Consider the following 13,647-nt stretch of genomic DNA (forward strand, 5'->3'; position numbering starts at 1 on the left):
CCTGACTGTGCCTGTGCCAGACTGGCAACGGCAAAATAAAGTGCGATTATAACAGAAGCACACAAAACAAGATATTCAGCCCCATGACAGCAACACCCTGGTTTCTTTACATGATTCGCACTGCCGGCGGCCAGCTCTATACTGGTATCAGCACTGATCCGGCCCGGCGCCTACGCCAGCACAATGGCGAGCTGAAAGGCGGAGCCAAAGCCCTGCGTGGTAAAGGGCCGCTGCAGCTGGTGCTTGTCCAGGCCATGCCCAACAGGGCAGAAGCCAGTCAAGCTGAATATCAGCTCAAACAACTTTCAAAGGCTGCAAAAGAGCAGCGGATAAGCGAGCAGTAATGGATAATTTTTACCTGGTACTGGCCTATCTGGTTATTGGCTTTGGCTTGCGCCGGCTGCCAGTGATGCCTGAAAACAGTGGTATAGTGCTTAACATCTATGTGCTGTATGTGGCCTTACCAGCCCTTATTTTAAAAAACGTCCCTTTACTGCAATTTTCCAGCGCGTTACTGATCCCGGCATTAACACCCTGGCTGTTGCTGCTCGCCGTTGTCGCAACAGTATTGGCGTTAAGTAAAATATTGGGCTGGTCACGCGAGGTGACCGGCGCCCTGTTGATCATACTGCCCCTTGGCAATACTTCATTTTTAGGTTTTCCAATGACTCAGGCACTGTTTGGCAGCGAAGCCATGCCCTATGCAGTGGTATACGATCAGGTCGGCTCTTTTATTGCGCTGGCGACCTATGTCACCATTGTTGCCGCTATTTACAGCCCGCAAGTCAGTAAGCCGACTGCCAAAAGCATCATCATTAAAATTATCAGCTTCCCTTCTTTTATTGCCCTGGTAGCAGGGTTACTGCTCAGAAATGTTAGCTTTCCTCCGTTAGCAGACGCACTAATCAATAATCTGGCGGCGACGCTGGTGCCGGTTGTGATGATCGCCGTCGGTTTTCAGCTAAGCTTTCGGTTTAGTAAAAATGAAATAACGCCGCTGGTTACTGCGTTAGCGCTTAAGTTAGTCATGATGCCGCTATTAGCCTGGGTTATATGGCGTAGCCTGGGGCAAAGTGGTCTGGCAGTAGACATCAGCATATTTCAGGCAGCGATGCCACCGATGATCTCAGCCGGCGCTATTGCTATTATGGCTGGCCTGGCACCACGTTTAGTCAGCGGCATTATTGGTCTTGGTATTTTAATCGGGTTAATCAGTTTACCCGTGGTTTTTTGGTTATTGCGTTAAAGGATGGGTATGGAAAAGCTTAACGAAGTGGGAAAGTCAGTGCTGACAAGCATCCAGCAATTTGATTTCTGGTGGCAGCTGCTGGCGTTGGCAACGGCTTTATTACTGGCGACACTGGCCAATCAGCGGTTACAAGGATTAGTAGAAAAACAGCACACCCTTGATTCCGGCTTGCGCCACATGGCAGTGCGCAGTATTCAGCGCTTATTGTGGCCGCTTACTGCACTGGCCGTGTTAGTACCCGCTAAGATTATCTTTGAAATGAATGCCCTGCCAGTGCAAATTCTCGAAGTTGCAATACCGGTGTTGCTGGCATTGGCGGTTATCCGCTTGGTTGTGTATATCCTGCGCAAAGCTTTTAATGTCAGTCCGTTGTTAAAATCCTCTGAAAATCTGCTGGCCGGGATTATCTGGTTTGGTGTATTGCTGCATCTGGCCGGTTGGTTACCAGGTTTACTCGCGGTACTCGATAGCGATAGCCTTGCTATGACTGTCGGTGAAACCCGTATTTCGGTACTGGCTGTATTAAAGCTGCTGTTAATGATCACGCTGGCTTTCACTCTGGCTATCTGGCTGGCCGAATTTATCAGTCGACGGGTCCAGCGCTCTACCCATATCAGCCCCAGTATGCAGGTCGGCTTTGCCAAGTTCAGTAAGTTTATCCTGATCACCATTGCCTTTCTGGTGGCGTTAAATGCGGTAGGGATCAATTTAAGCTCGCTGGCCGTATTTGGTGGCGCACTGGGCGTTGGGCTTGGCTTTGGTTTACAGCGCATTGCCTCTAATTTTATCAGTGGCTTTATTCTGGTATTTGACCGCTCTATTAAGCCTGGCGATATCATTACTGTTGGTGACAAGTTCGGCTGGGTCGAGCAGTTAAATGCCCGCTATGTGGTGGTACGCAACCGCGAAGGGGTTGATACGTTAATCCCTAACGAGAATCTGATCACCTCTGAAGTCATCAACTGGAGCTATGCAGATACTAATGTGCGAATGATAATTAAAGTGCAAATCAGCTATGACGATGACCCTGAACAGGCGTTGGCGCTGATGTTAGAATGTGCTTCAGCCTCGCCCCGGATCCTGACAACGCCCAGCCCGACCGTGCGCTTAATGGAATTTGCCGACAGTGGCATCGCCTTGGAATTAAGAGTCTGGATTACTGATATGGAAAAAGGCACTGCTGAAGTCCGCTCCGCCATTAACCTGGCTATCTGGCGTACCTTTAAGCAACACAATATTACCATTCCGTATCCACAGCGCGATCTGCATATTAAGTCAGGCTGGCCGCCAGCACCTGAGCAGATAAGCAAAGATCAGCAATAAATGGCGAATATTTTACTGATTGGTCTGGGTGATCTGGGTTCGCTGATAGCCAGAGAAGCGATGCAACAAGGCATCACGGTGTATGCAATGCGGCGTCAGAGCAAAAGCCCGGCCGGGGTACACCTGATCCAACACGATGCCACTGCTCCCTGGCCCATTCTGTCAGACAGAATAGCTGGATCAGCTGGCATCTCCGATCTGATACTGTGCGTTGCCCCGGACAACCGGACTGACGACGCATACCGCCAGGCCTATCTGGAGATTGCCGCCCAAGCCAGAGAATGGCTCAGACAACAACCGCAGCCAGTGCATCTGTGGCTGGTTTCATCGACCAGTGTTTATGGTCAGCAACAGGGCGAATGGGTTAACGAAGACAGTCCGCGCTTACCTGAGCGCGGCACCGCTAAAATTCTGGTCAAAGCAGAAGATTTCTGGCTGCAAAGCGGTTTGCCCTGCACTATGCTGCGACCGGCAGGACTGTATGGTCCGGGCCGGGACATGCTGTTGCGTGTTGCCAGAACCGGTCAGAAAATTGTCGAAACGCAACCGGTTTATACTAACCGGATTGAAATATCAGATTGTGCCCGGGCCATTGTCCATTTGCTGTTGCGCCGCCAGCAGGGTCGAAAAACAGCAAGTGCTTACAATCTTACCGATCTGTCCTCTGCCCGTTACCGCGACGTGATCCAGTTCCTGCAACAGCAGTTGGATATTAACGCTACTACTGAGCAAATTGTGCAGCGTGGCAGCAAAAGAGTCAGTGCCCGCCGGTTGCAGCAAACAGGTTTCAACTGGCAATACCCCGATTTTAAAACCGGTTATCTGTCAATGTTGTAATGGCTTACTGCATTGTGTAATTAAGCGTAACCAACTGTTTGTAATAGTAAAACAACATAGCTATCCTGCTGTTAATTCCTTAGGCTGTGCCGGTTTAATTCACCAGCATGGAACCTGATATGAAAACATCTTTATCGAAATGGTTAGCGTTATATACTCCGCTTCTGAGCCGCAGTCTGGCGCTTGGGGCAGCGCTAAGCCTTAGTGCTTGCGGCGGCAGCAGTGATGAGCCTGAACAAATAAAAAGTTATGTGCAGTTTTACAATGGTGCGGCGGCAACAGCCAACCCTGCATTCAGGCTGGATGATACCAGTATCAGCAGCGCCCGCTTCGCCGATGCCAGCAATGTTATCAGTGTTGATGCCGCCAGCTATAGCTTGCAGGTTACCGAAACCGGTGGTAGCAGCCCGCTGCTGTCTGACGATATCACGCTGAACCCGGATCAGAAGCACCTGTTTATCCTGACCAGTGCCGATGAGCAGTTCGATTATCTGAGCCTGAGTTTTGCGCGCGAGAAAGAACTGGAAGATAAGTTTGATTTGTATCTGACTAACCTGGCAGCCAGCCAGCCACTACTGGATATTTATCTTAGCGCCGCGACAGAAACCTTTGCTGATGCCACCCTGCTCGACAGTGTCGCGTTGCACGAAATCAGCAGCGAAGCCAGCCGCAACGCTACTGGCAACTATAACGTGTATCTGGCTGAAGCGGGCGCTGATAGCCCGCTTTTTATAGGCAAAAACCTCAATTTTGCTTATGAGAATACCTATGTACTGGTGGTACGTGATCAGCACGGCCCCATTGCCGGCCAGTTAGCAGTCGATGTCATTTTAAATTCCAGCAGCGTTGCCCGCCACACCCATCAGGACGCTCAGGCGCAGTTTCGTTTATATAACAGCTGGTCACAGCCGGTGCAGGTAGCATTGGATAACAGCACGGTCACCATGCTGGCAGCAGGTAGCCTTGGCAACTACCACACTCTGACTAAAGGCGACTACAGCTTGTCAGTGCGCGATACCGATGGCCAGCTATTGCTTAACAGTGCCTTGCTGACCGCCACGGCCGGTGAGAGTCAGTTGGTTCTGTTATATCAGACCGAAGATAACCTGCTGCAAGCCCTGGCTATTAAAGAAAGTGACAAGCCGCAGCTGCAGGCGAACGATGTTATTGTCAGCAACTTAGTTGCTGACTTTGCCCGGCTGAATATTTATTTTGTGCTTCAGGACGAAACCATTGCTACTGCCAGACACCATGTTAAAAACCTGGAATTTAAGAAACAGCAAAACCTGAATTTACCAAAAAACTACTATAGTATTGCTCTGGTGCATGTCGCTGATAACGGCAGCACAACCTTACTGGACAAAACAGACAGCCTGATGCTGCAGCCAGGCGAGCGCTATCTGCTTAGTGCCGAAAAAGACGATTCAGCCCCTTCTGGCTACCGTCTTAACCTGACATTCTGATGTCATATCCCCCCGGCAGATTGCCGGGGGTGTCACCAAAAAGCTGACAAAGCCCTTTTTTTAGTAAATACTTAGCCGTTTACCGAACTCATATTCAAGTAAGGTATTGCGAATACTTATGGCTTTATTAAAATCAGCAATCTGCTTTATCATTTTCAACAGTATTGTAGTTGCCTCAGGGATATCCGCTGACAAGCCGCAACTGCTGCAGGGCGGCGTTGTTCAGTCCTTCCCGGGGATCAGCGTTATTGACGGTAACATCCAACCAGAGCCCTTCTATGGTCATGCTGAAATAATTACCTGTATTGAATCTGCGCTGGACGCGACAATTGTCTGGCAAAGTCTGCCGACCGATCGCCTGCTGAAATTAACCAGAGAAAATCAACTGGATATAATCTATCCGATGGGATACACCCTCGAGCGCGACAGCTATCTGCAAGCCAGCGTCTGGTTGACCAAAGATGATGACTATTTTGTGTTTAAATCAACCGTGTTGCAACCCGACATGCTCCGGCAGGAACAGGGTAAAAGTAAATTTGTTGGGGTAAAGCGTGGTTCCCCGCAACTGCATTATCTGCAAAGCAACGGTTACCAGCATATCCATCAGGTTTATGATTATCAGCAGTTATTGCCGTTGCTTAAAATGGATCGGGTAGAGATGCTGGCCGTTCCGCAACCATTAGCAGAACAGTTGCAGGCAGAAATGCTGGCAGATCCGATGACAGGTAATTTACAGCTGTATAATTACTTCACCCGCGACGCCGGCTTTTATCTGTCACCGGCCTTCGCCAGCAAGCATCTCGATCAAATGAATTCAGCAGTGGCTGACTGTCGCCGCCACACCAAAACAGCAACAGCTATAAAGTAGAAAGCTGACTTTTCGTCAGCTTTTCAGTCACTATTAATCAGCTGCTATGCTCAGGCACTGCCTATCATCCTGCGCAATACATAGTGTAAAATACCGCCGTGCTGGTAATAAGCCAACTCATTACCGGTGTCTATCCGGCAAAGCATCTCTATTTTCTGTTGGTCGCCATCGGCATAAGTTATCATCACTGCCACTTTTTGTTTTGGCCGCAGATTATTCAAACCACTGATAGTAAAGGTCTCTTCACCGGTTAAACTTAAGTGCTTACGATCAACCCCAGCCAGAAACTGCAACGGCAACACGCCCATGCCAATCAGATTAGAGCGGTGGATCCGCTCATAGGATTCCGCCAGCACCGCCCGGACTCCCAGTAACAGGGTACCTTTGGCTGCCCAGTCCCGGGACGACCCGGTACCGTATTCCTTACCAGCAACCACCACCAATGGCGTTTGCTGCTGCCGGTAGCGCTCTGCAGCATCATAAATATCCATCTGCTCTTTTGAAGGCTGATGCAAGGTCACGCCCCCCTCTGTGCCCGGCACCATTTCATTACGGATCCGCACATTGGCGAAGGTACCGCGCACCATGACTTCATGATTACCGCGGCGCGAGCCATATGAATTAAAATCAGCCTGGCTGATACCCAGCTCTTTCAGATAACGTCCTGCCGGACTACTGGCTTTAATACTGCCTGCTGGTGAAATATGATCGGTAGTCACCGAATCACCCAGTAATGCAAGTACCCTGGCCTCTTGAATGTCCTGCACCGGCTCAGGCTCCCGGCCCATGCCCTGAAAAAAGCTGGGCTGGCGGATATAGCTCGACTCCGGCCAGGTATAGGTTTTGTCCTTTGGTACCTCAATATTCTGCCAGGTCTCATCGCCACTGAACACATCGGCATATTCGCTTTTAAACATGCTGCTTTGTACTTTGGCAACTTCATCAGCGATCTGCTGATTATCCGGCCAGATATCCTGCAAATAAACCGGATTACCGTCTTTATCTTCACCAATAGCGTCTTTGCTTAAATCAATGTTGACCGTGCCCGCCAACGCAAAAGCCACGACTAACGGCGGCGATGCCAGCCAGTTCGATTGCACCAGCGGATGGATCCGGCCTTCAAAATTACGATTACCGGACAGCACTGCTGACACGTTTAAATTATTTTCACTGATCGCTTGCTCTAACTGTTTTGCCAGCGGCCCGGAGTTGCCAATACAAGTGGTACAGCCGTAGCCGACCAGATGAAAACCCAGTTTTTCCAGCGGGTCCATCAAGCCGGCTTTTTCCAGATAACGGGTTACCACTTTAGAGCCAGGGGCCAGCGAACTCTTCACCCAGGGTTTGCGGCTCAGGCCCTTAGCCAGGGCATTTCTAGCGAGTAAGCCCGCTGCCATCAGCACACTCGGGTTAGAGGTATTAGTACATGAAGTAATTGCAGCAATCACCACCGCATGATGATCAAGCTTAATTCGCTGACCGTTCAGGTCCATATGGTCATCATTATCCTCCGGCTGCGGCTGACCACCACCTTCTTCAACCATTTTTGCTTCACGCTCTGACGCTGATTTACGTTCCAGGGCCAGCATATCGTCGCAGTGCTGCTTCAGTTCACCCAGACTGACTTTATCCTGTGGCCGTTTCGGCCCCGCCAGTGACGGCACCACTTTTGCCAGATCCAGATGTAATACATCGGTGTAAATTGCTTTATGGCCGGGTTTGCGCCACAGACCCTGCGCCTGGCAATACGCTTTCACTCTGGCAATAACGCTGTCATCCCGACCGGTTAACGCCATGTAATCCAGGGTAACCTGGTCTACCGGGAAAAAACCACAGGTGGCGCCATATTCAGGCGCCATATTGGCGATAGTCGCCCGATCAGCCAGGCTCAGATGATCCAGACCGTCACCAAAGAACTCGACAAACTTACCGACCACGCCGTGCTTCCGCAGCAGCTCGGTTACCGTTAACACTAAATCAGTTGCGGTAATGCCGGCAGTAAGCTTGCCGGTAAATTCCAGCCCGACCACTTCCGGGATCAGCATCGATACCGGCTGGCCCAGCATAGCGGCTTCGGCTTCAATGCCGCCAACCCCCCAGCCTAACACTCCCAGCGCATTAATCATGGTGGTATGGGAATCGGTGCCCACCAGCGTGTCGGGATAAGCCTCGGTGCCATTATCGGTTTCTCGTGCCCAGACACTTTGCCCCAGATATTCAAGATTGACCTGATGGCAGATACCGGTACCCGGTGGCACTACTTTAAAGTTAGCGAAGGCTTGCTGGCCCCAGCGCAAAAAAGTATAGCGCTCAAAATTGCGCTCCATTTCGATCTCTACATTCTGCTTAAAAGCGTCATCAGTGGCGAAATGGTCCACCATCACCGAATGGTCAATCACCAGATCGACCGGTGACAACGGATTAATCTTTTGCGGATCTTCCCCAAGCTCGGCTACCGCAGCGCGCATTGCGGCCAGGTCAACCACTGCCGGTACCCCGGTAAAATCCTGCATCAGCACCCGGGCTGGCCGAAAGGCAATTTCCCGATCAGCATGGCCATGCTTCTGCCAGTCAATCAGTGCCTGAATATCCTGCTCGGTTACGGTGTCAGCATCAAGATTGCGCAGCAGGTTTTCCAGCAACACTTTTAAGCAGAACGGTAAACGGTCAACGGTGCCATGGGTGGTTGCAGCTTTTGCCAAACTGAAGATTTGATATTGCTGATCAGCGACTTTCAGCTTGTCTGCATAGGGGTTGTTCTGGCTCATAACATTCCTCGTTGATTACGTATTCTCCAAGTGTAGTGCATCGGGGCGCAGATGCGAAAATGCAAGGCGAGGCTTTTTACAATTTTAGCCGGAAGCGGTTACCAGAACGAAAAAGCCCAAAACGAAAAAGACCGCACAACGGCGGTCTGTTTACAGCGGATACAGCAGGTCAGAAAACGATTTTACTCCAGGGTTACCCGGGCGAACTTGCGTTTACCCACCTGGTAAATCTCTGTGCTGCCATTGGCAATTTCCAGTTTGCTATCATCAATTCTGGTCTCACCGTTCAGTTTTACCGCCCCTTGCTTAATCATCCGCAGTGCTTCGGACGTGCTGGCAACCAATCCAGCTTCTTTTAACAGGTTGGCGATTGGCATAGCACTGCCGTTACATTGCAGCGTCAGTTCAGGGATATCATCCGGCAGCGCATTTTTGCTGAAGCGCTGAATAAAATCCTGATGTGCCGCTTCTGCTGCTGCAGTATCATGAAAGCGAGCGATAATTTCCTTGGCCAGCGTTATTTTAATATCACGCGGGTTGGCACCTTCAGCCATCTGCTGCTTTAATGCGGCAATCTCAGCCAGTGGTCTGAAGCTGAGTAAATCGTAGTAGCGCCACATTAATTCATCTGAAATCGACATGATTTTGCCAAACATCTCAGTCGGCGCATCGGTAATACCGACGTAGTTACCCAACGACTTTGACATCTTTTGCACACCGTCAAGCCCTTCCAGTAACGGCACCATCATTACCGTTTGTGGCCGCTGGCCTTCATCTTTTTGCAACTCGCGGCCCATCAGCAGATTAAACCGCTGATCGGTACCACCCATTTCGATGTCGGCCTCAAGCGCGACCGAATCCCAACCCTGCACCAATGGATAAAGGAACTCATGAATGGCAATCGACTGATTGTTGGCAAAACGCTTTTTAAAATCATCCCGCTCCAGCATCCGGGCTACAGTCTGGCGCGACGCCAGCTTAATCATCCCGGCAGCACCAAGCTCGCCCATCCACTCCGAGTTAAAGGCTACCCGGGTTTTCGCCGGATCAAGAATTTTAAAAACCTGTTCTTTATAGGTTTCTGCATTGGCCAGCACATCTTCCCGGCTCAGCGGTTTGCGGGTGACATTTTTGCCACTGGGGTCGCCTATCATGCCGGTAAAATCACCAATTAAGAAAATAACCTCATGGCCAAGCTGCTGAAAAGTGCGTAATTTGTTGATCAGTACGGTATGACCTAAATGCAAATCAGGCGCCGTTGGATCGAAGCCAGCCTTCACTTTCAGTGGCTTGCCTGTTTTTAACTTGGCAATTAGCTCATCTTCCAGCAAGATTTCCTCGCAGCCGCGTTTTAATTCAGCTAACGCCTGTGCCCAATCGGCCATTTTAAACTCCTGACTTAGTGCAAATTTGTGTAAACAACCGCCATTCTATAGCATGTTCCAGCCAGGGGAAACGCACAAAACTCTGGTATCTTCGAAAAAAAACGTTTATGCTCGGTTTTTGTGCGTTTCCAACAGATGACGGGGCTTATGCGGCAACTGGTAGCAAAAATTCCTTCTCAACACCGGGCATTGATCCTTGGCGTGTCGGTATGTTTAGCCATTATTTTGTTACTTCCATCCGAGCAGGCCGCGGCTTCCAAAAGCAGCAACACGAGCGCGCTGGAAGTAGGCAAGCGTTACAGTCTTGATATTCCTCAGAATGAACAACAGTTTAGTGAAGATTTAGCCAGTGAAGCTTTGGAACCTGAATTCAACGATGAATTTGCGGTTGATGACACGCTGCAATGGTCAAGCCTGCAGGTACAACGTGGCGATGTGCTGTCTAATTTATTTAAAAAAGCCAACGTCAGCCAGCAAACCATGCTGGCCATTCTGGCGTTGGGTGACAGCACTAAAACCCTGACCCGCCTTTTCCCCGGTGAAATCCTGGAGTTCGGTCTGGACCAACAGGGCGAGCTTACTGAATTACGTTACGCTATCAATAAATTAAAAACATTAAAAATCAGTCGTGATCAGACAGGCAATTTTGTCGCCGCAGAGCTGGAAAAAACAGTAGAACATCGTCAGCAGTTTGCCAGTGCAGAAATAAAATCCAGTTTCTGGAGTGCCGGTATTGAAGCAGGGTTATCGGAAGCGCAGATCATGAATCTCGCCGGTATCTTTGGCTGGGATATCGACTTTGGCCTTGACCTGCGGGCCGGTGACAGTTTCAGCGTGCTGTATCAGGCGAATTATGTGGACGGTGATTTTGTTGGCTATGGCACCATCATCGCTGCCCAATTCCAGAATCAAGGCCAGATTATTCAGGCAGTGCGCCATACCGATGGTAACTATTACAAACCTGATGGTGCCAGTATGCGGCAGGCCTTTTTGCGGGCGCCGGTTAGTTTTCAGTATGTCAGCTCCAATTTTAATCCGCGGCGGTTGCATCCGGTTTTAGGTAAAGTGCGGGCGCATAACGGCGTAGACTACGTCGCGCCGGTAGGTACGCCGATTATGGCTGCCGGTGATGGCAAAGTAACGCACTCTGGCTACAACAACCTTAATGGCAACTATGTGTTTATTAAACACGCCAATAATATAGTGACTAAGTATCTGCATTTGTCTCGCCGCAATGTCAAAATTGGCGACAGAGTAAAACAGGGTGAGACCATTGGCCGGCTTGGTGCGACCGGCCGGGTAACCGGTGCTCACCTGCACTATGAGTTTTTATTAAATGGCGTGCATCGCAACCCGCGCACCGTCAAACTGCCGCAGGCTACGCCTTTACTGGGTGAAGAGCGCGATTTATTTATCGCCAGCGCCAGCCCTGTGCTGGCCGAGCTGCAGACAAAAGAACGGGTGTTATTAGCAAAAGCCGCGCCCTAAGGCAGCAATCTGATGTATTACATTGGCATTATGTCCGGCACCAGCCTTGATGGCATAGATCTGGTGCTGGTAAGCTTCAGCCCCCAGCCGAAACTTATCTGCAGTCAGTTACATCCTTTCCCGCCAGCCCTTAAACTGCAACTTCAGCAACTTTGCCAACCCGGCGATAACGAAATTGAATTGCTTGGCCCTGTCGAGCAGCAACTGGCGCAGTGTTATGCCGCCGGCGTAACCACATTACTTGCCAAAGCAGGGGTGGCAGCCAGTTCGGTTGCCGCTATCGGCTGCCATGGCCAGACTATCCGCCACCGGCCGGATGGCCGTTTCCCTTTTACCTTGCAAATTGGCGATATGCATAAGCTGGCAATGCTTTGTCAAATTCCGGTCATTGCTGACTTTCGGCGCAAAGATATTGCATACGGCGGCCAGGGCGCGCCGTTAGTGCCCGCTTTTCACCGGGCAGTATTCCGACAGGATGGCAGGCAGCGGGCTATTGTCAATATCGGTGGTATTGCTAATGTTACGGTACTGGCAGCGGACTCAGCGGTAACCGGTTTTGATACCGGCCCGGGTAATGCTTTGCTGGATAACTGGGTAATGCACTGTCATGGCCAGCCTTTTGACCATAATGGCGGGTTGTGCAGCCAGGGTCAGCTGTTACCTGAACTGCTGACAGCAATGCTGGCCGATCCTTATTTCGCCAGGCCGGCGCCAAAAAGCACCGGTCGAGAATATTTCAATTTTGAGTGGCTGCAACAGTTTAAGCCAGATCAATACCAGCCGGCAGATGTCCAGCGCACCCTGTGCCGTTTAACGGCACGAACCATCACCGACGCCCTGAGTACCTTTGAAGTGGAGCAGTTGTTTGTCTGTGGCGGTGGTGGGCATAACCCGGTATTGATGCAGGATTTAGCCTCATTATTACCCGAATGCAGTGTCAGCATTACCGATACACTGGGGGTAGACGCAGATTGGGTGGAAGCGATGGCCTTTGCCTGGCTGGCCTGGGCGTATCAGCATCAGGTAACCGGTAACCTGCCAGAGGTTACCGGTGCCAGTAAAGCCTGTGTGTTAGGGGTTGCTTACCTGCCTTAACCAGGCAAATAACTGCCCCCTGTCCTGCAGCTACTTTGCTAGCCAACCAGCGCCAGCAGAATACCGGCAGCGACGGCTGAGCCGATAACACCGGCCACATTAGGCCCCATTGCATGCATTAACAGGAAGTTATGAGGGTTCGCCTGCAACCCGACTTTATTAACTACCCGGGCCGCCATTGGCACTGCAGACACCCCAGCCGCCCCAATTAACGGGTTAATCGGCTGTTTTGAGAATTTAGCCATCAGCTTAGCCATTAATACCCCGGTAGCTGTGCCTATAGCAAACGCTATTGCCCCCAACACCAGAATGCCCAGGGTCTGGGTGGTTAAAAACTTATCGGCGCTGAGCTTGGAACCCACAGCCAGACCAAGGAAAATGGTCACAATATTAATCAGCTCATTCTGTGCTGTTTTACTTAAACGCTCTACCACCCCGGCTTCACGCATCAGGTTACCTAAGCAAAACATACCAATCAGCGGGGCGGCAGTTGGTAACAATAAAATGGTCAGTAGTACCAGCATTAACGGAAACAGCACTTTTTCCCGCTTACCAACGGACCGAAGCTGGGTCATTTGAATTTCACGCTCAGCTTTACTGGTCAGCGCCTTCATAATGGGCGGCTGAATAATAGGAACAAGCGCCATATAAGAATAGGCCGCAACCGCTATTGCCCCCAACAGATCGGGTGCCAGCTTTGACGCCAGGAAAATCGCGGTCGGACCATCCGCCCCGCCAATAATGGCGATAGCTGAAGCTTCTTTCAGGGTAAAACTTAACCCTGGCACCCAGTTCAGGGCAATGGCGCCAAATAGGGTAGCAAAAATTCCAAACTGGGCCGCGGCGCCCAGTAACAACATTCTGGGATTGGCTATCAGCGCACTGAAGTCGGTCATCGCCCCTACCCCCATAAAAATGAGTAAAGGGAAAATGCCGGTACCAATGCCGACTTCATAAATCATATACAGCAAGCCACCTGGCTCACCCATTCCCGCCAGCGGAATATTGGTTAAAATGGCACCAAAACCGATGGGCAGCAATAAAAGTGGCTCAAAGCCACGGGCAATGGCCAGATACAGCAGCAGGAAACCCACCAGCATCATCACTACCTGACCCACAGTAAAATGCACTATGCCGGTCGAAGCAATCAGGGTATTAAGCTCGTCCATCA

At 50.6% G+C, this 13,647-nt stretch carries 11 protein-coding genes; 8 read left to right on the plus strand and 3 right to left on the minus strand.

Annotated elements, in window-relative coordinates; all coding sequences use genetic code 11:
* Positions 1-110: 110 nt before the first annotated feature.
* From R3187_RS11195 to R3187_RS11220, 6 genes are all read left to right on the plus strand, one after another.
* A complete protein-coding gene (locus R3187_RS11195) occupies positions 111-344 on the plus strand; it encodes a GIY-YIG nuclease family protein (RefSeq protein WP_318967129.1) in 234 nt (77 codons plus the stop codon).
* Positions 344-1,246 (plus strand): AEC family transporter, encoded by a 903-nt coding sequence (locus R3187_RS11200; protein ID WP_318967130.1) that lies wholly within the window; start codon positions 344-346, stop codon positions 1,244-1,246. Before R3187_RS11195 ends, R3187_RS11200 begins: the two co-directional genes overlap by 1 nt.
* A gap of 9 nt (positions 1,247-1,255) precedes the next feature.
* A complete protein-coding gene (locus R3187_RS11205) occupies positions 1,256-2,572 on the plus strand; it encodes a mechanosensitive ion channel family protein (RefSeq protein ID WP_318967131.1) in 1,317 nt (438 codons plus the stop codon).
* A complete protein-coding gene (locus tag R3187_RS11210; RefSeq protein WP_318967132.1) occupies positions 2,573-3,409 on the plus strand; it encodes an NAD-dependent epimerase/dehydratase family protein in 837 nt (278 codons plus the stop codon).
* A 119-nt stretch (positions 3,410-3,528) separates the two neighbouring features.
* The gene (locus tag R3187_RS11215) at positions 3,529-4,872 is read left to right on the plus strand and encodes a hypothetical protein (protein ID WP_318967133.1); all 1,344 of its coding nucleotides are present in this window, start codon (positions 3,529-3,531) and stop codon (positions 4,870-4,872) included.
* 118 nt (positions 4,873-4,990) lie between these two features.
* Positions 4,991-5,740: a transporter substrate-binding domain-containing protein gene (locus tag R3187_RS11220; RefSeq protein ID WP_318967134.1), complete on the plus strand. Its 750-nt coding sequence runs from the start codon at positions 4,991-4,993 to the stop codon at positions 5,738-5,740.
* Between the two features lie 50 nt (positions 5,741-5,790).
* Here the strand turns inward: R3187_RS11220 and acnA are convergent, their stop codons facing one another.
* Positions 5,791-8,508, minus strand: a complete 2,718-nt coding sequence (gene acnA / locus R3187_RS11225; RefSeq protein ID WP_318967135.1) for an aconitate hydratase AcnA — start codon at positions 8,506-8,508, stop codon at positions 5,791-5,793.
* A gap of 182 nt (positions 8,509-8,690) precedes the next feature.
* The gene (tyrS, locus tag R3187_RS11230) at positions 8,691-9,893 is read right to left on the minus strand and encodes a tyrosine--tRNA ligase (protein WP_318967136.1); all 1,203 of its coding nucleotides are present in this window, start codon (positions 9,891-9,893) and stop codon (positions 8,691-8,693) included.
* A gap of 147 nt (positions 9,894-10,040) precedes the next feature.
* Between tyrS and R3187_RS11235 the strand changes: the two genes are divergently transcribed.
* Positions 10,041-11,381, plus strand: coding sequence for a peptidoglycan DD-metalloendopeptidase family protein (locus R3187_RS11235; RefSeq protein ID WP_318967137.1), 1,341 nt, complete (start codon positions 10,041-10,043; stop codon positions 11,379-11,381).
* A gap of 12 nt (positions 11,382-11,393) precedes the next feature.
* Positions 11,394-12,476: an anhydro-N-acetylmuramic acid kinase gene (locus R3187_RS11240; RefSeq protein WP_318967138.1), complete on the plus strand. Its 1,083-nt coding sequence runs from the start codon at positions 11,394-11,396 to the stop codon at positions 12,474-12,476.
* 38 nt (positions 12,477-12,514) lie between these two features.
* Here R3187_RS11240 and R3187_RS11245 read toward each other — a convergent pair whose 3' ends face one another.
* Positions 12,515-13,645, minus strand: a complete 1,131-nt coding sequence (locus R3187_RS11245; protein ID WP_318967139.1) for a sodium ion-translocating decarboxylase subunit beta — start codon at positions 13,643-13,645, stop codon at positions 12,515-12,517.
* Positions 13,646-13,647: the final 2 nt, after the last annotated feature.

This window comes from Arsukibacterium sp., assembly GCF_033721375.1.
In the GTDB taxonomy this organism is placed as follows: domain Bacteria; phylum Pseudomonadota; class Gammaproteobacteria; order Enterobacterales; family Alteromonadaceae; genus Alishewanella.